Origin of the sequence: Bacillus sp. Pc3, assembly GCF_000815145.1 — a bacterium.
In the GTDB taxonomy this organism is placed as follows: Bacteria; Bacillota; Bacilli; order Bacillales; family Bacillaceae; genus Bacillus; species Bacillus velezensis.
The window spans coordinates 2,420,883-2,440,410 of the sequence record NZ_CP010406.1; the positions used below are offsets into that span (position 1 = coordinate 2,420,883).

18 protein-coding genes and 1 pseudogene are annotated in these 19,528 nt (G+C 46.8%); 15 read left to right on the forward strand and 4 right to left on the reverse strand.

The window, feature by feature from the left end:
- Window positions 1–2: 2 nt before the first annotated feature.
- Window positions 3–1,202, reverse strand: a complete 1,200-nt coding sequence (gene cls, locus SB24_RS11530; RefSeq protein WP_031379128.1) for a cardiolipin synthase — start codon at window positions 1,200–1,202, stop codon at window positions 3–5.
- A gap of 138 nt (window positions 1,203–1,340) precedes the next feature.
- Between cls and SB24_RS11535 the strand changes: the two genes are divergently transcribed.
- The 3 genes from SB24_RS11535 to pyrG all read left to right on the forward strand — a co-directional run bounded on the left by SB24_RS11535 (window position 1,341) and on the right by pyrG (window position 6,052).
- Window positions 1,341–3,449 (forward strand): (Fe-S)-binding protein, encoded by a 2,109-nt coding sequence (locus SB24_RS11535; protein ID WP_033574387.1) that lies wholly within the window; start codon window positions 1,341–1,343, stop codon window positions 3,447–3,449.
- A gap of 227 nt (window positions 3,450–3,676) precedes the next feature.
- Entirely contained in the window at window positions 3,677–4,204 is a 528-nt protein-coding gene (gene rpoE, locus SB24_RS11540) for a DNA-directed RNA polymerase subunit delta (protein ID WP_015418423.1), read from the forward strand.
- 240 nt (window positions 4,205–4,444) lie between these two features.
- Window positions 4,445–6,052 carry a glutamine hydrolyzing CTP synthase gene (gene pyrG, locus SB24_RS11545; protein WP_003151098.1) on the forward strand — a complete coding sequence of 536 codons (1,608 nt, stop codon included), beginning with the start codon at window positions 4,445–4,447 and terminating at the stop codon, window positions 6,050–6,052.
- 47 nt (window positions 6,053–6,099) lie between these two features.
- Here the strand turns inward: pyrG and SB24_RS11550 are convergent, their stop codons facing one another.
- The gene (locus SB24_RS11550; protein ID WP_039253487.1) at window positions 6,100–6,621 is read right to left on the reverse strand and encodes a DUF2529 domain-containing protein; all 522 of its coding nucleotides are present in this window, start codon (window positions 6,619–6,621) and stop codon (window positions 6,100–6,102) included.
- Between the two features lie 164 nt (window positions 6,622–6,785).
- Between SB24_RS11550 and spo0F the strand changes: the two genes are divergently transcribed.
- The 11 genes and pseudogenes from spo0F to SB24_RS11600 all read left to right on the forward strand — a co-directional run bounded on the left by spo0F (window position 6,786) and on the right by SB24_RS11600 (window position 17,255).
- Window positions 6,786–7,160 carry a sporulation initiation phosphotransferase Spo0F gene (gene spo0F / locus SB24_RS11555; RefSeq protein WP_012118670.1) on the forward strand — a complete coding sequence of 125 codons (375 nt, stop codon included), beginning with the start codon at window positions 6,786–6,788 and terminating at the stop codon, window positions 7,158–7,160.
- A 175-nt stretch (window positions 7,161–7,335) separates the two neighbouring features.
- Window positions 7,336–8,193, forward strand: a complete 858-nt coding sequence (locus SB24_RS11560) for a class II fructose-bisphosphate aldolase (protein ID WP_003151102.1) — start codon at window positions 7,336–7,338, stop codon at window positions 8,191–8,193.
- Window positions 8,194–8,311: 118 nt separating this feature from the next.
- Window positions 8,312–8,950: a fructose-6-phosphate aldolase gene (gene fsa / locus SB24_RS11565; protein WP_039253490.1), complete on the forward strand. Its 639-nt coding sequence runs from the start codon at window positions 8,312–8,314 to the stop codon at window positions 8,948–8,950.
- A gap of 309 nt (window positions 8,951–9,259) precedes the next feature.
- The gene (locus SB24_RS11570) at window positions 9,260–10,549 is read left to right on the forward strand and encodes a UDP-N-acetylglucosamine 1-carboxyvinyltransferase (protein ID WP_014306008.1); all 1,290 of its coding nucleotides are present in this window, start codon (window positions 9,260–9,262) and stop codon (window positions 10,547–10,549) included.
- Between the two features lie 33 nt (window positions 10,550–10,582).
- Window positions 10,583–11,548 (forward strand): class II fructose-bisphosphatase, encoded by a 966-nt coding sequence (gene glpX, locus SB24_RS11575; RefSeq protein ID WP_039253495.1) that lies wholly within the window; start codon window positions 10,583–10,585, stop codon window positions 11,546–11,548.
- A gap of 201 nt (window positions 11,549–11,749) precedes the next feature.
- A pseudogene (locus SB24_RS20660) lies at window positions 11,750–11,958 on the forward strand (hypothetical protein).
- Window positions 11,955–13,241 carry a transcription termination factor Rho gene (gene rho / locus SB24_RS11580; RefSeq protein WP_003151107.1) on the forward strand — a complete coding sequence of 429 codons (1,287 nt, stop codon included), beginning with the start codon at window positions 11,955–11,957 and terminating at the stop codon, window positions 13,239–13,241. Before SB24_RS20660 ends, rho begins: the two are co-directional and overlap by 4 nt.
- A gap of 122 nt (window positions 13,242–13,363) precedes the next feature.
- Window positions 13,364–13,564 (forward strand): 50S ribosomal protein L31, encoded by a 201-nt coding sequence (gene rpmE / locus SB24_RS11585; protein ID WP_003151132.1) that lies wholly within the window; start codon window positions 13,364–13,366, stop codon window positions 13,562–13,564.
- A gap of 84 nt (window positions 13,565–13,648) precedes the next feature.
- Complete coding sequence (locus SB24_RS11590) at window positions 13,649–14,239, forward strand: thymidine kinase (RefSeq protein WP_014419111.1); 591 nt, start codon at window positions 13,649–13,651, stop codon at window positions 14,237–14,239.
- A 276-nt stretch (window positions 14,240–14,515) separates the two neighbouring features.
- The gene (malS, locus tag SB24_RS11595; RefSeq protein ID WP_039253498.1) at window positions 14,516–16,213 is read left to right on the forward strand and encodes an oxaloacetate-decarboxylating malate dehydrogenase; all 1,698 of its coding nucleotides are present in this window, start codon (window positions 14,516–14,518) and stop codon (window positions 16,211–16,213) included.
- Between the two features lie 85 nt (window positions 16,214–16,298).
- A complete protein-coding gene (locus SB24_RS11600) occupies window positions 16,299–17,255 on the forward strand; it encodes an AEC family transporter (protein WP_003151136.1) in 957 nt (318 codons plus the stop codon).
- 33 nt (window positions 17,256–17,288) lie between these two features.
- Here the strand turns inward: SB24_RS11600 and racA are convergent, their stop codons facing one another.
- Both racA and gloA2 read right to left on the reverse strand, forming a co-directional pair.
- On the reverse strand, window positions 17,289–17,852 hold the full coding sequence (gene racA / locus SB24_RS11605; protein WP_015418422.1) for a chromosome-anchoring protein RacA: 564 nt from the start codon (window positions 17,850–17,852) through the stop codon (window positions 17,289–17,291).
- A 110-nt stretch (window positions 17,853–17,962) separates the two neighbouring features.
- Entirely contained in the window at window positions 17,963–18,346 is a 384-nt protein-coding gene (gene gloA2 / locus SB24_RS11610; protein WP_039253500.1) for an SMU1112c/YaeR family gloxylase I-like metalloprotein, read from the reverse strand.
- A gap of 111 nt (window positions 18,347–18,457) precedes the next feature.
- On the opposite strand from gloA2, the gene prfA reads away from it, so the two are divergent.
- Window positions 18,458–19,528 carry a peptide chain release factor 1 gene (gene prfA, locus SB24_RS11615; RefSeq protein WP_003151139.1) on the forward strand — a complete coding sequence of 357 codons (1,071 nt, stop codon included), beginning with the start codon at window positions 18,458–18,460 and terminating at the stop codon, window positions 19,526–19,528.

Sequence of the window (19,528 nt, forward strand, 5' to 3'; positions counted from 1 at the left end):
CTTTATAAAAAGTAAGATATGGCCTTTCCCAGCCATTCTGCAGGAAGCTGTCTGACGGAGCGCTGTTTCACTTTTTCTAATGTGAGAAGCTCGGATTTTTCGATGTCCTGCTTTATGGTTGAAAGCACTTTCTTTGTAAAGGCTTCATCATGAATGATGACATTCACCTCTTCATTCCAGAACAGACTCCGTTTATCAAAATTCGGCGTGCCGATAATGCTGATGCGGTCATCAATAATGAAAGCTTTGACATGATAAAAGCCTTGATAATACCGATAGATGAGGCAGCCGGCCTTCAGAAGCTCGGGATAATAGGTAAAAGCTGTTTCCCGAACGAACGGGTGGTCTGACTTCATCGGCACGATCAAGATGACTTTGATGCCTTTTCGGCAGGCTGAAATAAGCGCTTCCTGAAGCTTTTTGCTCGGTACATAATAAGGCGTGCCGATAATGATTTTTTTCTCCGCCTTACGGATGCAGTTTTCATAATGCGATTCAAGCGAAAAACCGTCAGACGCATATGTCCTATGAGAGATATTCCCTTCGGATAATGCCGGATAAACCCCGGGTGATCCGGGTGCTTTTCCGGTGTTTCGTTTCAGATCGCTTACAAAAAGAGTCTGAAGATCCGCCGTGCCTTCTCCGGTCATCCGCAGGTGATAATCCTCCCAGTTTCCGAACTTCGCTTTTTTGCCGAGGTACTCTTCAGCGATATTAAAACCGCCGACATAGCCGATTTTGCCGTCAATGACGGTCACTTTCCGGTGATTCCGTTTTTGCAGCCTGAAAAATAGAAACGGAAATGCCGGTTTATTTAGAAAATGAACGTGAACGCCGGCTTTTTTCATCGTTTGAATGGAAGGCTTTTTCACTTGGCGGCTGCCCGCCCAATCGAGCAGCAGATATACGGAGACGCCGGCCTGGGCCTTTTCCTTCAATAAATGAAACATCTCATGGCTGACTTGGTCGTTCTTCATAATAAAAAACATCATATGAATAGAAGAGACGGCTTGGCGGATATCAGCCGTCATCTGCCGCACAAGCTCGCTGCCGCAGTGAATGAGTGTGATATCACTCTTTTTCGGGTCAAAAACGGGCTCATACGCCTGTTTTTTGTACGCCGCCCGGCCAAGCAGCATATCAAGCAGCATAAGTGCGATCAATATGATAAAAATGACAAGCAACACAAAAATGACCTTCATACCGACGCTCCTTTCCGAAGTATTCGTAGTGTGCCCTGAGAATGTGAATTTAATTATTGACTGAACACTCATTCATTATTTATGATAAAGTAAAGATATGACAATGAAGAGGGGTATCAGAACAAAGGGGGAGACAAGATGAACGCATTTCTCATGGTAAACGCGCTGCTGTTTTCAGCTGTAACCGCTTACGCCGTTTATTTATTCGTTTACCTGATCAGAACGAGGATCGCTTATATTAAGCTCGGCCAAAGGGAAGAATTTGATAAACGCCTGAAAGAACGTCTTCAGAAGATATGGGTGAATGTGTTCGGACAGAAAAAACTGCTGAAAGATAAAAAGAGCGGCATCATCCACGTTCTGTTTTTTTACGGTTTTATACTCGTTCAGTTCGGCGCAATTGATTTTATTCTGAAAGGGCTGCTTCCTGACCGCCATCTGCCGTTCGGTCCGCTTTATCCGGCGTTTACCTTTTTTCAGGAAATCGTCACGTTTCTGATTTTAGTCGCCGTAGTCTGGGCGTTTTACCGGCGCTACATTGAAAAACTCGTCAGACTGAAACGCGGGTTTAAAGCGGGGCTTGTCCTGCTGTTTATCGGCGGACTGATGGTGACGGTGCTTCTCGGGAACGCTATGAACCTTTTATGGCACGATCATTCTCTGTCTTGGACGGAGCCGATCGCCTCCTCCATTGCGATTGTGCTCGGCGGTCTTTCAGCGCCGGCGGCCGCCGCCGTGTTTTATGTTTCATGGTGGCTTCATCTGTTGTTTTTGCTCAGCTTTTTAGTGTACGTGCCGCAATCAAAGCATGCGCACTTAATTGCGGGTCCGGCGAATGTTTTCCTCAGCAGGCTGGATTCAAAAGGAAAGCTGGAAAAAATCGATTTCACCGATGAGACGAAAGAAAGCTACGGCGTCGGAAAGATTGAAGACTTCCGCCGCTCTCAGCTTGTCGACCTTTACGCCTGCGTCGAATGCGGCCGCTGTACAAATATGTGTCCGGCCTCCGGTACGGGCAAGATGCTCTCGCCGATGGACCTCATTTTAAAGCTCAGAGACCATTTGACGGAAAAAGGCGCTGCCGTGACGTCAAAATCTCCGTGGGTGCCCGCGCCCGTTTTTCAGCACACGAAGGCGAATCAGCTCGCCGCGGCTTCCTCAGGGGGAGGATCGCGTGAAGCGGCGGCAGCCATCGATTACAACCCGAGCTTAATCGGCGAGGTCATCACGGAAGAGGAGATTTGGGCGTGCACCACTTGCCGCAACTGTGAAGATCAATGTCCGGTCATGAATGAACACGTTGATAAAATTATCGATCTGCGACGTTATCTTGTGCTTACGGAAGGGAAGATGGACAGCGACGCGCAGCGGGCCATGACTAGCATTGAAAGACAGGGAAACCCGTGGGGCTTAAACCGGAAAGAGCGGGAGAACTGGCGGGAGCAGGCCGATACAGAGATTCCGACAGTGAAAGAAATGAAAAAACAAGACAAAGAGTTCGACTATTTGTTTTGGGTAGGCTCAATGGGTTCCTACGATAACAGGAGCCAAAAGATTGCCGTCTCATTTGCAAAGCTGCTTAATGAAGCGGGCGTATCCTTTGCGATTCTCGGCAATAAGGAAAAAAACTCAGGCGATACGCCGCGCCGTTTGGGCAACGAGTTTCTGTTTCAAGAGCTGGCGGAACACAACATCGGCGAATTTGAAAAACACGGAATCAAAAAAATCGTGACGATTGATCCGCACGCCTATAATATGTTCAAAAATGAATATCCTGATTTCGGATTCCGGGCCGAAGTCTATCATCATACTGAATTATTAGCCGAGCTTGTGTCACAGGGGAAACTAAAACCGCTTCACCCGGTGAATGAAACGATTACCTTCCATGACTCGTGCTATTTAGGAAGATACAATGAAGTGTATGAGCCGCCGAGAGCGATCTTAAAAGCCATTCCGGGCGTTCAATTGAAGGAAATGGAGCGCAGCCGCGAAAACGGGATGTGCTGCGGCGCCGGGGGAGGGCTCATGTGGATGGAAGAAGAAACGGGAGCGAGAATCAACACGGCCCGGACTGAGCAGGCGCTTTCTGTCAGTCCGACGGTCATCAGCTCCGGCTGTCCTTACTGTCTGACCATGCTCGGTGACGGTACGAAAGCGAAAGAAGCCGAAGACGCTGTCGGCACTTATGATGTCAGTGAATTGCTCGCCATGTCTGTATTCGGCGCTGAAAAACAAGAGTCTTTATAGAAAGAAGCGGGCCGCCGGCGCATATGCCGGCGGCTTTGTTTTCGCACATCAGCCCATTTATGAAGGGACAGCTCTAAAATTTCTTAAATTACGCTGTTAAGGGTAGCATATTCTGTTTTAATTTGTTTATAATGAGAGGTATGGTTTATGAACAAAACAATACAAATTCGTTCTTATTATAGGATAGAAACAGATACATATAAGTAATAGAAAGGGAGTGTCCGACCTTGAGTATCAAACAATATTCTCAGGAACAGCTGAAGCAGATGGCTTTAGTTGAAATCGCTCACGAAATTTTCTCAGAACATAAAAAACCGGTTCCGTTCCAGGAGCTGCTGAATGAAATGATCTCCTTGCTCGGTGTTACGAAAGAGGAACTGGGCGACCGTATCGCCCAATTTTATACAGACCTGAACATTGACGGCCGCTTTATTGCTCTGTCAGACCAGACGTGGGGGCTTCGCAGCTGGTATCCGTACGATCAGCTGGACGAAGAAACACAGCCGACTGTAAAAGCGAAAAAGAAAAAAGCGAAAAAAGTCGTTGAGGAAGATCTCGACCTTGATGAATTCGAGGAAGTTGACGAAGATGACATCGATCTCGATGAAATAGAAGAAGATATTGACCTTGACGCAGACAGCTTTGACGACGAAGATATCGATGAAGAAGATGACGACGAGCTTGAGATCGAAGACGAGATGATTGAAGAAGATGAGGAAGATTATGATGATGAGGAAGAGGATCGCAAAGACTGATTTTATATCAGCAAAACGATCTTGACTTTCATTGTCGAACTATGTAGTATGTATTTTGGGCTCTTCAAAAAGAAGAGAATTCATAAGAGTGCTACGCTCCCTTTCAAGAAATTGAAAGGGAGCTTTCTTATTTTCATCTCCCAAATTCTTTTACACATCATTTGTTTTTAGTGAAATGATTTTCTATAAAACGGCACATTTTAAGGAATGTAGCGCAGACCGAAGAGAGGAGCAAACGAAATGACGAAATATATTTTTGTAACCGGGGGAGTTGTATCATCACTCGGAAAAGGAATTGTGGCTGCATCACTTGGCCGCCTTTTGAAAAACAGAGGCATGAGCGTCACCATCCAAAAATTTGACCCTTATATCAACGTTGACCCGGGAACGATGAGCCCGTACCAGCACGGTGAGGTATTCGTTACCGATGACGGCGCTGAGACTGACCTTGACTTAGGGCATTATGAGCGTTTCATTGACATTAATCTGAACAGATTCAGCAACGTGACGACCGGTAAAATCTATTCCGCCGTATTGAAAAAAGAGCGCCGCGGGGACTACCTCGGCGGAACGGTTCAGGTCATTCCGCACATCACAAATGAACTGAAAGACCGCGTGTACCGTGCAGGCAAAGAAACAAACGCAGATGTAGTCATTACTGAGATCGGCGGAACAGTGGGAGACATCGAATCCCTTCCGTTCCTTGAAGCCATCCGTCAAATGAAAAGCGACATCGGCCATGAAAACGTGATGTACATTCACTGTACGCTTGTTCCGTACATCAAAGCGGCGGGCGAGCTGAAAACAAAACCGACGCAGCACAGCGTAAAAGAGCTGAGAAGCCTCGGTATTCAGCCTAATATCATCGTCGTGCGCACGGAAATGCCGATTTCTCAAGATATGAAAGATAAAATCGCGCTCTTCTGCGATATTGACACGAAAGCGGTCATCGAGTGCGAAGATGCGGACAACCTTTACTCCATCCCGCTTAACCTTCAGGAGCAGGGACTCGATAAGCTTGTCTGCGATCATATGAAATTAGAATGCAAAGACCCGGATATGACGGAATGGAAAGACCTTGTCACGAAAGTGAAAAACTTGTCTAAAACCATTACAATCAGCCTAGTTGGTAAATACGTCGAGCTTCAGGACGCTTACATTTCAGTCGTTGAATCACTGCGCCACGCGGGCTATGCGTTTGACGCTGATGTGAAGATCAAATGGATTAACGCCGAAGAAGTGACAGAAAGCAATATTCAAGAGCTGACTGGCGGCACAGACGGAATCATCGTGCCCGGCGGTTTCGGGGACCGCGGCGTAGAAGGGAAAATCATTGCCGCCAAGTATGCGCGTGAGAATAAAATTCCGTTCTTCGGCATCTGCCTCGGTATGCAGATTGCATCCATTGAATATGCTCGAAACGTATTAGGCCTGGAAGGGGCTCACTCTGCGGAGATCGATCCGTCCACCCCTTATCCGATCATCGACCTTCTGCCAGAACAAAAAGATGTCGAGGATCTTGGAGGAACGCTTCGTCTCGGACTGTACCCTTGTAAGCTTCAGGAAGACACGAAAGCCTTCGAAGCGTATGCGGATGAAGTGGTATACGAACGCCACCGCCACCGTTATGAATTCAACAACGAATACAGACAGCAAATGGAAGAGAACGGTTTTGTGTTCTCAGGAACAAGCCCTGACGGCCGTCTTGTGGAAATCATCGAGCTGAAAGACCATCCTTGGTATGTCGCTTGCCAGTTCCACCCTGAGTTCAAATCAAGACCGACAAGACCTCAGCCTTTATTCAAAGACTTTATCGGCGCTTCCGTACAAGCTGCAGAACAGAAGTAATAAAAAAAGACTTGCCTCCTTTAAAAGCGGCAAGTCTTTTTTCTGCATCAGGCATATTCCTGCATCATTTCCTTTAACGTAAAGGATAGCGCGTGATAGACATACAGGCCTGTCATTAATGAAGGAAAGCTGTATCTTGTCCCGTCTTCATCGGGCAGAAGCGGCATTTTTAATTTGCTGTCAATATGAACATCACAAAATTCCTCAATCCCGGTTTGATCTTTGATGACAGGAGATACGCAAACGAGGCCGACCCCTTTTTCATAAAGCTTTTGAGCCAGCGTCTGTTCTTCAGCTGTTCCCGGACCTGAACAAAACATCAGCACCCTGTCGCTTTCTGTAATCGAATCAGCTGTATCCGGAAACGCTTTGACGGAAGGCATCGGTTCTGAGCCGAGTTCCGCCTCGCACAAAATGCCCTGCATCTCATTTGCGCCGTATAAATAAATGGTATGACCGCTGACGGCTGCCTGCGCCAGCAGGCGCGCGCCGTCTTCTATTGCTTCGGATTCCTTATCCTGAATGCGGGAAAAAATGCCTGCAAGCTGTGTCGTAAATATCTTTAACATGAGTGAAACCTCCTTTACACATACAAGAACAGTATACAACAAAAGAGAAAATGCTCAGAAAATGTCGGAAAGTAGACTATTATAATTAAAGGAAATGTGAAAATCAAACAGAATACATAAACAACTGCTTCCTTTTGACGAAAATGATAATATTGGGGTGTAAAATGATGAATGAAAAGATTTTAATCGTAGATGACCAATACGGTATACGCATATTGCTCAATGAAGTGTTTCATAAAGAAGGGTACCAGACGTTTCAGGCCGCCAACGGCATACAGGCGCTGGACATTGTAACGAAAGAACGGCCCGATCTCGTGCTTTTAGATATGAAAATCCCCGGCATGGACGGTATCGAAATTCTCAAGCGCATGAAGATGATCGACGAATCCATCCGCGTCATTATCATGACCGCTTACGGAGAACTCGATATGATTAAGGAATCAAAAGAGCTCGGAGCGCTGACCCATTTTGCGAAACCTTTTGACATTGATGAGATCAGAGACGCGGTGAAAAAATATTTACCTCTAAAATCGAATTAATAAAATTAGAAACAATTATGTCATTGTGTTGCCGATTTGTCGAAAAGTTGGTATCCTAGAGATGGAGAAAAAGCGATCTGTTGTTTTACATATGACAGGTTTTTATGGTCATGCTATAGGTGGAAAGCTTTTTTCGAGAAGAAGCAAATCAGGCTACATAAGGAGGACTTTCGACATGCCTTTAGTTTCAATGACGGAAATGTTGAATACAGCTAAAGAAAAAGGATATGCTGTTGGACAATTTAACTTAAATAACCTTGAGTTCACTCAAGCTATTTTACAAGCAGCAGAAGAGGAAAAATCCCCGGTTATTCTTGGTGTTTCAGAAGGCGCGGGACGCTACATGGGCGGCTTCAAAACAGTGGTTGCCATGGTTAAAGCTCTTATGGAAGAATACAAAGTGACAGTTCCTGTCGCGATTCACTTAGACCACGGTTCAAGCTTTGAATCTTGTGCGAAAGCGATTCATGCAGGTTTCACTTCTGTAATGATCGACGCATCTCACCATCCGTTTGAGGAAAACGTAGCAACTACAGCTAAAGTGGTTGAGCTTGCTCATTTCCACGGCGTTTCAGTTGAAGCTGAGCTTGGAACTGTAGGCGGACAGGAAGATGACGTGATCGCTGAAGGCGTAATCTATGCTGACCCTAAAGAGTGTCAAGAACTTGTAGAGCGCACTGGCATCGACTGCCTTGCACCTGCACTGGGTTCTGTTCACGGTCCTTACAAAGGCGAACCGAACCTCGGTTTCAAAGAAATGGAAGATATAGGAAAATCAACCGGCCTTCCGTTAGTACTTCACGGCGGTACAGGAATTCCGACTGCCGACATTAAAAAATCAATCTCACTTGGTACGGCTAAAATCAACGTAAACACTGAAAACCAAATTTCTTCTGCAAAAGCTGTCCGCGAAACATTGGCAGCTAAGCCGAACGAATACGATCCTCGTAAATATCTTGGACCTGCTCGTGAAGCAATCAAAGAAACGGTTATCGGCAAAATGCGTGAGTTCGGTTCTTCAAACCAAGCTTAATTCAATGTAACATCCATAAACCGCCTGACAGCATTGACAGGCGGTTTTATGTCTTACCTTTAGAAAGCGCAATCATGTTTTACAGTTCTGAAAATTTATTACTGGGGAGGCTTTCCTTATGTTATTTTTCATTGATACAGCAAACATTGACGAGATTAAAGAAGCTTATGAACTTGGCGTTCTTGCCGGAGTTACGACAAACCCTAGTTTAGTGGCGAAAGAAGCTGACGTGTCTTTCCATGACAGACTTCGTGAGATTACGGAAGTCGTGAGCGGATCAGTAAGCGCGGAAGTCATTTCCCTGAATGCTGAAGAAATGATTGAAGAAGGTAAAGAACTTGCGAATATCGCGCCGAATATTACGGTGAAAATCCCGATGACGTCTGAAGGGTTAAAAGCCGTAAAAGCGCTGAGCGACCTGAACATTAAAACAAACGTAACGCTCATTTTCAGCGCCAACCAAGCGCTTTTGGCGGCAAGAGCCGGAGCGACTTATGTATCTCCGTTCTTAGGCCGTCTGGATGACATCGGCCATAACGGTCTTGAACTGATTTCAGAAATAAGACAGATTTTTGACATTCATGACATTGATACACAAATCATCGCAGCTTCCATCCGTCATGCACAGCACGTGACTGAAGCCGCTTTACGCGGTGCGCATATCGGTACGATGCCGCTGAAAGTCATTCACCAGCTGACGAAACACCCGTTAACGGATAAAGGCATCGAGCAATTCTTGGCTGACTGGAATAAATAAGGGGGAAAAGGGCGGCAAACCGGTTGCATCCGTTTGCCGCACCCTTATGTTTTCCTGTTTGGCAGCGGGCCTTCAGTATCAAAGTGAAGAGTGTGTTTCCCCGGAATATGAACCCGGCGGGCCTCTGTGCATCCTGTGTTAAAAATGCCCCGCAAAGCTTCGCTATTTTCTTCCTGTTATTTTATAATGTCCTTGTATTCTTTCTCTACGAATTGGCTACATTTTGGACAAGAGCTTTATTTGCAGAGACAGAATAAAATGCCATTTTATTTACGCTCCGCAGCTATCTTCTTATGGAAGGAGACTATCATGGAAAAGTTGAATATTGCCGGCGGCGATCCGTTAAACGGAACCGTACATATCAGCGGCGCGAAAAACAGCGCCGTCGCATTGATACCCGCAACCATTCTGGCAAATTCCGAAGTAACGATCGAAGGGCTTCCGGAGATCTCAGATATTGAAACGCTGCGTGACCTGCTGAAAGAAATCGGCGGAAACGTCCATTTTGAAAAAGGAGAAATGGTCGTCGACCCTTCCCCGATGATCAGCATGCCGCTTCCCAACGGCAAAGTGAAAAAACTCCGCGCTTCCTATTACTTAATGGGCGCGATGCTCGGCCGCTTCAAACAGGCGGTCATCGGACTGCCGGGCGGATGCCATCTCGGGCCGCGGCCGATTGACCAGCATATCAAAGGGTTTGAGGCGCTTGGGGCGGAAGTCACCAATGAACAAGGCGCGATTTATCTGCGCGCCGAAAGGCTGAGAGGCGCACGGATTTATTTAGATGTCGTCAGCGTCGGAGCGACGATCAATATCATGCTTGCCGCTGTACTGGCTGAAGGTAAAACCGTGATAGAAAACGCCGCCAAGGAACCTGAGATTATTGATGTTGCCACATTGCTCACCAGCATGGGCGCAAAGATCAAAGGCGCGGGAACCAATGTAATCAGAATCGACGGCGTAAAAGAGCTGCACGGATGCAGGCATACGATCATTCCGGACAGAATTGAGGCGGGCACCTTTATGATCGCCGGCGCCGCGATGGGGAAAGAAGTCATTATTGATAATGTCATACCGACTCACCTGGAGTCTTTAACGGCGAAGCTCAGGGAAATGGGTTTTTACATCGAGACGAGTGACGATCAGCTTCTTATGCTCGGCGGGCAGAAGCAGATAAAACCGGTCGACGTAAAAACGCTTGTTTACCCGGGATTCCCGACTGATCTTCAGCAGCCGATGACATCTCTGTTAACGAGAGCCAGCGGCACGAGCGTCGTAACCGATACCATCTACTCGGCCCGATTTAAACATATAGATGAGCTGAGACGGATGGGGGCCAATATGAAAGTGGAAGGCAGGTCGGCCATTATCACCGGTCCGGCCGAGCTTCAGGGCGCAAAAGTAAAGGCGAGCGATCTGCGTGCAGGCGCTTGTCTGGTCGTCGCCGGACTCATGGCTGACGGCGTAACCGAAATTACCGGTCTCGAGCATTTAGACCGCGGCTACAGCAATCTTGAGAAAAAACTCGAAGGTCTGGGCGCCACAATCTGGCGGCAAAGGCTGACGGACGAAGAGATAGAACAGCTCCAAAATTCATAGAAATGCGGACTTTTGAGAGGAGATCGTGTTGAAATGGAAAGAAGCTTATCGATGGAATTGGTTCGAGTCACTGAAGCGGCGGCTTTAGCATCTGCCAGATGGATGGGCCGCGGGAAAAAAGATGAAGCTGATGATGCGGCGACAAGCGCAATGCGTGACGTGTTTGACACGGTGCCGATGAAAGGCACGGTCGTGATCGGGGAAGGCGAGATGGATGAAGCGCCGATGCTTTACATCGGCGAAAAGCTCGGAAACGGATACGGCCCGCGCGTCGATGTCGCCGTCGATCCTCTTGAAGGCACAAACATCGTAGCGAGCGGCGGCTGGAATGCGCTGACGGTGATCGCGGTCGCCGACCATGGAACATTGCTGAACGCCCCGGATATGTATATGGAAAAAATCGCGGTCGGTCCCGAAGCGGTAGGCTGCATCGATATCGAAGCGCCTGTCATTGATAACTTAAAAGCCGTTGCGAAAGCGAAAAATAAAGACATTGAAGATGTCGTGGCAACCATTTTAAATCGTGACAGACACGAAAAAATCATCTCTGAATTGCGTGAGGCGGGCGCCAGAATCAAATTGATCAACGACGGTGATGTCGCGGGCGCCATCAATACGGCCTTTGACCATACGGGAGTAGACATTCTCTTCGGTTCAGGCGGGGCTCCTGAAGGCGTGCTGTCTGCCGTTGCGTTAAAAGCGCTCGGCGGCGAAATCATCGGCAGGCTTCTGCCGCAAAGTGCGGAAGAGCAGGCCCGCTGTGAGCGAATGGGCCTTGATGTATCCAAAGTGCTCCGGATGGAGGACCTTGTGAGAGGGGATGACGTCATTTTTGCCGCAACGGGCGTGACGGACGGAGAGCTGCTGAAAGGCGTTCAGTTCAAAGGCTCCGTCGGCACGACTGAAAGCCTGGTCATCCGTGCGAAATCAGGAACGGTCCGATTCGTTGACGGAAGACACAGCCTGAAGAAAAAACCAAATCTTGTGATCCGGCCATAAATAGAGAAAAGCGGGACGGAAAGTCCCGCTTTTCTTTTGCAAAAAAGAGTCAACCCTATCATTTATATGTCAAAGCATTATTTAAGTTGAATAATTTTTTGAAATGAGGTAAAAATAAAGAGTGCTGCGATTTTTCTGTGTCATTCCTTCTTTTGAGTACTGGGAAATTTTCAAATTCTACCGCATACAGACGATATAAATATTGATCTTCTCAAGTTTTTGTCCTCGCTTCCTTCAAAACTCATTAAGACATTCCTTTTTTAAAAAAGCGCCGATCATGGGTGGAAGTGTTACCGATAGAAGTTCCTGAACGTTTTATAAAAGAATGTGCTTTGGCGGAATCATGCGAAGCAGCCGATTTGAATGAAAACAGCAATACATTGACTATGAAAAGCGTGGTGTTTTTATGAAAGACGTATCTATTTCCTCTTTGGAAAATATGAAATTAAAAGAACTATATGAACTGGCCAGACATTATAAAATCTCCTACTACAGCAAACTGACTAAAAAAGAATTAATCTTTGCCATCCTGAAAGCCAACGCCGAGCAGGAGGATCTTCTGTTTATGGAAGGCGTGCTCGAAATCATCCAATCGGAAGGATTCGGCTTCCTCAGACCGATTAATTACTCGCCAAGCTCAGAAGACATCTATATTTCTGCTTCCCAGATCCGCCGCTTTGATTTAAGAAACGGTGACAAAGTATCCGGCAAGGTGCGTCCGCCGAAAGAAAACGAACGCTATTACGGACTTTTGCACGTTGAAGCGGTAAATGGAGACGATCCGGAATCTGCGAAAGAGCGCGTTCATTTTCCCGCGCTGACACCGCTTTATCCGGACCGCCAAATGGTGCTTGAGACGAAACCGAATTATCTCTCAACAAGAATTCTCGATATGATGGCTCCCGTCGGTTTCGGCCAGCGCGGTCTGATCGTGGCGCCGCCGAAAGCCGGTAAAACCATGCTGTTAAAAGAAATCGCTAACAGCATTACGACAAATCAGCCTGACGCTGAATTGATCGTTCTCTTAATTGATGAAAGACCGGAAGAAGTAACGGATATTGAACGTTCCGTAGCGGGCGATGTCGTCAGCTCGACGTTCGATGAAGTGCCGGAAAATCACATTAAGGTAGCGGAGCTTGTGCTTGAACGGGCGATGCGTCTCGTTGAACACAAAAAAGACGTTATCATTCTGATGGACAGCATTACCCGCCTGGCACGGGCCTACAACCTCGTTATCCCGCCAAGCGGACGTACGCTTTCCGGCGGGATTGACCCGGCTGCGTTCCATCGTCCGAAGCGCTTTTTCGGTGCCGCGAGAAACATTGAAGAGGGCGGCAGCCTGACCATTTTGGCGACGGCGCTCGTAGACACGGGTTCCCGGATGGATGACGTCATCTATGAAGAGTTTAAAGGAACGGGCAACATGGAGCTTCACCTTGACCGTTCTCTCGCGGAAAGACGGATTTTCCCGGCGATCGATATCCGCCGCTCCGGCACGCGGAAGGAAGAGCTGCTCGTGCCGAAAGAGCATCTTGACCGTCTATGGGCGATCCGCAAATCGATGTCTGATTCTCCGGACTTCGCAGAGAAGTTTATGAGAAAAATGAAAAAAACAAAAACGAATCAGGAATTCTTCGATCTGATCAACCAAGAATGGAAGCAGGCAAACCTTTCATCATCAGCCCGCCGCTGATAAAAAATGTATTTGCAAATGCAGTAAATGACTGATATAATTCTCTCATATGCGTTCCGGATTCGCTCCGGAATAATAACTCTGTTTCCACACGGGATTCAGGGCGGAAGGAGATGGATACAATGAAAGCAGGAATTCATCCTAATTTCAAAAAAGCAACAGTTAAATGCGCTTGCGGAAATGAATTTGAAACAGGCTCAGTAAAAGAAGAGGTACGCGTTGAGATTTGCTCTGAATGCCACCCATTCTACACTGGACGTCAAAAATTCGCTTCTGCTGATGGTCGTGTTGATCGCTTTAACAAAAAATACGGTCTTAAGTAATAATAGATTTTACAGGCAGGCAAGAATTGCTTCTTGCCTGTTTTTTATGTCCATAAACAGGAAAAAAAGGGGAGCGGATAGCCTATGTACATAATGAAGCAAAGCGGATGGCTTGAGCTGATATGCGGCAGCATGTTCTCTGGGAAATCAGAAGAGCTGATCCGCAGAGTGAAAAGAGCGACTTATGCGAAGCAGGAGGTCAAGGTGTTCAAACCTGCCATTGATAATCGCTACAGTGAGGAGGCTGTCGTTTCTCACAACGGCACCTCCATGACAAGCCACGTCATCTCGTCTTCGGCTGAAATATGGGATCATATCAGTGAAAGCACGGACGTCATTGCGGTAGATGAAGTGCAGTTTTTCGGCGAATCGATCATCGGCGACTTATCCTCGCTTGCGGATAAAGGCTATCGTGTCATCGCGGCCGGACTTGATATGGATTTCCGGGGAGAGCCGTTCGGCGTGGTGCCGAATCTGATGGCGGTTGCCGAATCAGTGACGAAGCTGCAGGCGGTCTGCTCCGTTTGCGGGTCGCCGGCAAGCCGTACGCAGCGTTTGATTGACGGGAAGCCCGCTTCCTATGATGATCCGGTCATTTTAGTCGGCGCGTCGGAGTCATACGAAGCGAGATGCAGACATCATCACGAAGTGCCGAAAAAACAGTCTGATAAATAACCCTTTTCATGAAAACATCGGTAAAAAATCCGGTGTTTTTTTGACGTTTTTTCAAAAATTGTAGTTAAATAACTTAAAAAAGAGTATGAAAAAATTAAGTAATTTTCATCTCTTGAATTTTCATTTTTACAGGCATAAAATGACTAAGTAATGTAAATAGTTATGAGACATTGTTCGAATAATTGTCAAAAAAAGATATAGCAGATCGCGATCACACTGGCCAAAATGGGTAATTACTTAACTTTGTTAACTATTTGAAGAAAGAAGGAGATTTTCTTGAATAATATTAAAGTAACGAAGGAAGGCAACTTAGAAACTACTTTAAGAGGAAAAGAAGTTCTATCTATCCCTACTTTAAATAAAGGTGTTGCGTTTTCAGCAGAAGAAAGAAAAAGCCTTGGATTAGACGGGCTGCTTCCTCCGACCATTCTGTCTCTTGATGAGCAGGCAAAACGCGCATACGAGCAGTTTCAAGCTCAGCCGGACCGCCTTCGCCAAAACGTATATTTGAATGATTTGCAAAACCGTAACGAAGTTCTTTTCTTTAAATTGCTTCAAAACCATCTTCGTGAAATGCTGCCGGTTGTTTACACACCGACTGTCGGTGAAGCGATTCAAGAATACAGCCATGAGTACAGAAGACCTCAAGGGATTTACCTTTCTATCGACAATGTAGAAGGAATCGAAGAGGCATTTGAAAACCTTCATGCCACTGCCGGAGATATTGATTTGATCGTTGCGACAGACTCAGAAAGCATCCTCGGAATCGGTGACTGGGGTGTAGGCGGTATCAACATCGCCATCGGTAAATTAGCCGTATACACAGCGGCTGCCGGTATTGACCCAAGCCGTGTTATTCCTGTCGTTCTTGACGTCGGTACGAACAATGAAAAACTTCTGAACGATCCTTTATACATCGGTAACCGTCATGAACGTATCCAAGGCGAACGTTATGAAGCTTTCATTGACGCTTATGTAAAAGCTGCGCTTAAATATTTCCCTAAAGCTCTTCTTCACTGGGAAGACCTTGGAAACAAAAACGCGCGCAATATCATGAAGAAATACAACCATGAAATTCTTACATTCAACGATGACATTCAAGGAACAGGCGCGATTACGCTTGCAGGTGTGCTTGCGGCTATGAAGAAAACAGGCGCGTCTATTAAAGACCAGCGTGTGGTTGTCTTCGGTGCGGGATCTGCCGGAATCGGAATCGCTGACCAAATCCGCGACACTATGGTGCTTGCCGGTCTTTCTGAAGAAGAAGCCAACAAAGCGTTCTACACAATGGACTACAGAGGCTTGTTAATTGAAGGTATGGAAAACATTCTTGATTTCCAAGAGCCGTACCTGCGCACAGCTGAAGAAATTAAAGATTGGAAACGCGATGAAAACGGACAAATTCCTTTCATTGAAGTGATCCGTCAAGCGAAACCGACAATCTTAATCGGTACATCAGGCCAAAGCGGCGCGTTCAGTGAAGAAATCGTCAAAGAAATGGCAAAACACGTTGAGCGTCCGGTCATCATGCCGATGTCTAACCCGACACCGCTTGCTGAAGCCGTTCCTAGCGATCTTTTCAAATGGACTGACGGCAAAGTGCTTGTGGCGACAGGAAGCCCGTTTGAGAATGTAGAGTACAATGGCGTTTCTCATGAAATCGGACAATCTAACAACGCATTTGCGTTCCCTGGACTTGGTCTCGGTTCAATCGTTGTAGAAGCGAAAGTGATTACTCCTGCAATGTTTGCGGCAACTGCTGACGCAATCGCAGAAAGCGTTGATTTTGAAACACCGGGTGCAGGCCTTCTGCCGAGCATGAGCGACTTACAAGAAGTTTCAATTAAAGTTGCGATCGCCGTAGCGGAAACTGCCATTAAAGAAGGCGTGGCAAACCGCATTCCTGAAAATGTAGAACAAGCCGTTCTTGATGCAATGTGGAAACCGCAATATAAACAAGTTATCGCTAAATAATTTTACGATTAATTTTACAGTCCGAGGGAAAGCTTTTATGTAAAGGCTAAAGTATACGGACATTAAGGATTTGGAGGAGAATATTTTGAGCTTCTTAGATATTTTAATCCTCCTGGCGCCGATCTTTTTCGTGATCGTGCTGGGATGGTTCGCAGGTCGCTTCGGAAGTTATGACGCGAAGTCAGCAAAAGGGGTAAGCACCTTAGTTACGAAGTACGCGCTTCCGGCGCATTTTATCGCAAGTATTTTAACCACTTCAAGAAGTGCGTTTTTATCACAGGTTCCTTTAATGATCGCTTTGATCATTGGGATTGTCGGATTCTTTATCGTCATTCTGTTGGTTTGCAAATTTATCTTCAAGTATGATTTAACGAATTCATCTGTATTTTCTTTAAACTCTGCACAGCCGACATTTGCATTTATGGGTATTCCGGTACTCGGAAGCTTATTCGGAGCAAACGAAGTAGCGATTCCTATCGCCGTTACGGGTATCGTGGTTAACGCCATCCTTGACCCGCTTGCGATCATTATCGCTACTGTCGGAGAGTCATCTAAGAAACAAGACAGCGAAAACGAGAACTTCTGGAAAATGACTGGTAAGTCTATTCTTCACGGTCTTTCCGAACCGCTTGCGGCTGCACCGCTTATCAGTATCATCCTGGTACTCTGCGGTGTGACACTCCCTGGCTTGGGTGAAAAAATGCTTGATCAGCTCGGAAGCACAACATCAGGTGTTGCACTCTTTGCCGTCGGTGTAACTGTCGGTATCCGCAACATCAAGCTCAGTCTGCCGGCTTTCGGTATCGCTTTGTTAAAAGTTGCCGTTCAGCCTGCGCTGATGTACTTGATCGCTCTTGCAGTCGGACTTCCGGCTGACCAGATCACGAAAGCGGTATTGCTCGTTGCATTCCCTGGATCTGCGGTAGCGGCGATGATTGCCACACGTTTCGAAAAACAAGAGGAAGAAACTGCGTCCGCGTTCGTGATCAGTGCGATTTTATCTCTCATCTCACTGCCGATCATCATTGCGCTGACTGCATAATGAAAAGCTCCCTGTTTCAGGGAGCTTTTTTGATTAGAATTGAAATTTAAAAGGCGAAAATCTCGTTTTTTTTCTGGGTTTCTTATGTTCTGAAGAAGCGGCTGTTTCTGAGAGGGGAGCTGTCTGGGCAAGTTCCTGGATGCGGGAGGCCAATGTCTGCAATTCGGTATTGAGGTCGTCAATTTCCCGTCTGTGCTGAAGAAGCTGATAAGACACCCCTTCATCCGCCTTTTGTTTCAGCTGGCGTTCAAGCTCCTCTATCCTTGAAAGCAGATGGTTCTCACCTTGTTTCTCTTTCGTGAGAATGTCCAGTTTGCGCTCCAGCTCTGCCAACCTTTGTTCAGCGCCGCCATTGATTTTCGGACGCTGCAAAATGAAGCCTGTCCGTTTTTTCGGCTGCCGGGGCACTTGAACGTCCAGAAGGGCAGTGCCTTCAGAAATTTGCCGTTTGACCGATTTCAGCACATCAAGATCTTCAGGTGTAAAGGAATAATGTCCGAGCTCATTCCGCTCAGCCGGAAGATTCAGCTGCTTGACCCACCTTTGCACCGTTTTTGCGGAGACACCGAGCTCTTTCGCGGCCATGTTTGTATTCATGATCACATACCTCCTTTTTGCTAGGTATTCGACCATGAGGCGGCGTTCCCTTCATGTTAGACAAAACAAGAAGGAATTCGCCAAAGAAAGCGGCATTTCTTCAAAAAACGTTACGCTTCATACAATTCAAGCGGAAGCTTGTCGGGATCGAAGAAAAAGGTAAACCGTTTCCCCGTCAGAGGATCGGTTCTGATCGGTTCTGTGCCGACGCCCTTTTCCTTTAACTCCCTGACGGCTGCTTCAAGATCGTTTACGGTGAAGGCGAGATGCCGGAGACCCGCGGCTTCCGGTCTGGTCGGCCGTTCGGGCGGATCGGGAAAGGAAAACAATTCAATCGCATACACGCCGTTCAGCGCCAGATCGAGTTTATAAGATTCCCGTTCCTTTCGGTATGTTTCTTTTATAATGCCGAAACCGAGTATCTCGGTGTAAAAAGCTTTCGACTTTTCATAATCAGAGCATATGATTGCTATATGGTGTATGGATTTCAGCATATCCGCCCCTCCTTTTTTGCTTCAGTATAACAGAGGCGAATTGCTTTTGACTGGTGATAAGCCCTATACTATAATGAGAATGTTACGCACAGGAAAACAGAGGTGAAGACCGTGTTAGACCGTTTACAGTCAATTGAACAACGATACGAAAAATTAAATGAGCTTTTAAGTGATCCGGAAGTGGTCAACGATCCGAAAAAGCTTAGAGAATATTCGAAAGAGCAATCTGATATACAAGAAACCGTTGAAGTCTATAGACAATACAGAGACGCATCAGAACAGCTTGCCGATGCAAAAGCGATGCTTGAGGAAAAGCTTGATGCCGATATGAGAGAAATGGTGAAGGAAGAAATCTCCGAACTGCAGGGAGAGACGGAAACCTTATCAGAGCGTTTGAAAGTGCTCCTCATCCCGAAAGACCCGAACGATGACAAAAACGTAATCATGGAGATCCGCGGAGCAGCGGGAGGAGAAGAAGCCGCGCTGTTTGCGGGAAATCTCTACAGAATGTACTCCCGTTACGCCGAAATCCAAGGCTGGAAGACTGAAGTCATGGAAGCAAACGTGACCGGAACGGGCGGTTACAAAGAAATCATCTTTATGATTACGGGAAAAGGCGCATACTCCAAGCTGAAGTATGAAAATGGCGCGCACCGCGTACAGCGTGTGCCGGAAACGGAATCAGGCGGCCGTATTCATACATCCACGGCGACGGTGGCGTGTCTTCCTGAAGCGGAAGAAGTAGAAGTGGACATCCACGAAAAAGACATCCGCGTCGATACATTCGCATCAAGCGGACCGGGCGGACAAAGCGTAAACACGACGATGTCGGCCGTACGCCTGACGCATTTACCGACCGGTGTCGTCGTATCCTGTCAGGATGAAAAATCTCAGATTAAAAACAAAGAAAAAGCGATGAAGGTGCTCCGCGCCAGAATCTATGACAAATTCCAGCAGGAAGCTCAGGCTGAATATGATCAGACCCGTAAATCAGCCGTCGGATCAGGCGACCGTTCCGAGCGTATCCGCACATACAATTTCCCGCAAAACCGTGTGACGGATCACCGCATCGGCCTGACGATTCAAAAGCTGGATCAAATCCTGGAAGGCAAGCTTGATGAAGTGGTTGAAGCGTTAATCGTAGAAGACCAGTCAAGCAAGCTCCAGCAGGCGGAAAATTAA

Excerpts from the sequence above, each read along its gene's own strand:
- SB24_RS11535 (WP_033574387.1), top strand. The coding sequence starts at position 1,341 with ATGAACGCATTTCTCATGGTAAACGCGCTGCTGTTTTCAGCTGTAACC.
- pyrG (WP_003151098.1), top strand. The coding sequence starts at position 4,445 with ATGACGAAATATATTTTTGTAACCGGGGGAGTTGTATCATCACTCGGA.
- cls (WP_031379128.1), bottom strand. The coding sequence starts at position 1,202 with ATGAAGGTCATTTTTGTGTTGCTTGTCATTTTTATCATATTGATCGCA.
- racA (WP_015418422.1), bottom strand. The coding sequence starts at position 17,852 with ATGAATACAAACATGGCCGCGAAAGAGCTCGGTGTCTCCGCAAAAACG.
- SB24_RS11560 (WP_003151102.1), top strand. The coding sequence starts at position 7,336 with ATGCCTTTAGTTTCAATGACGGAAATGTTGAATACAGCTAAAGAAAAA.
- spo0F (WP_012118670.1), top strand. The coding sequence starts at position 6,786 with ATGATGAATGAAAAGATTTTAATCGTAGATGACCAATACGGTATACGC.
- rpmE (WP_003151132.1), top strand. The coding sequence starts at position 13,364 with ATGAAAGCAGGAATTCATCCTAATTTCAAAAAAGCAACAGTTAAATGC.
- SB24_RS11570 (WP_014306008.1), top strand. The coding sequence starts at position 9,260 with ATGGAAAAGTTGAATATTGCCGGCGGCGATCCGTTAAACGGAACCGTA.
- rho (WP_003151107.1), top strand. The coding sequence starts at position 11,955 with ATGAAAGACGTATCTATTTCCTCTTTGGAAAATATGAAATTAAAAGAA.
- SB24_RS11590 (WP_014419111.1), top strand. The coding sequence starts at position 13,649 with ATGTACATAATGAAGCAAAGCGGATGGCTTGAGCTGATATGCGGCAGC.
- SB24_RS11550 (WP_039253487.1), bottom strand. The coding sequence starts at position 6,621 with ATGTTAAAGATATTTACGACACAGCTTGCAGGCATTTTTTCCCGCATT.
- gloA2 (WP_039253500.1), bottom strand. The coding sequence starts at position 18,346 with ATGCTGAAATCCATACACCATATAGCAATCATATGCTCTGATTATGAA.
- fsa (WP_039253490.1), top strand. The coding sequence starts at position 8,312 with ATGTTATTTTTCATTGATACAGCAAACATTGACGAGATTAAAGAAGCT.
- glpX (WP_039253495.1), top strand. The coding sequence starts at position 10,583 with ATGGAAAGAAGCTTATCGATGGAATTGGTTCGAGTCACTGAAGCGGCG.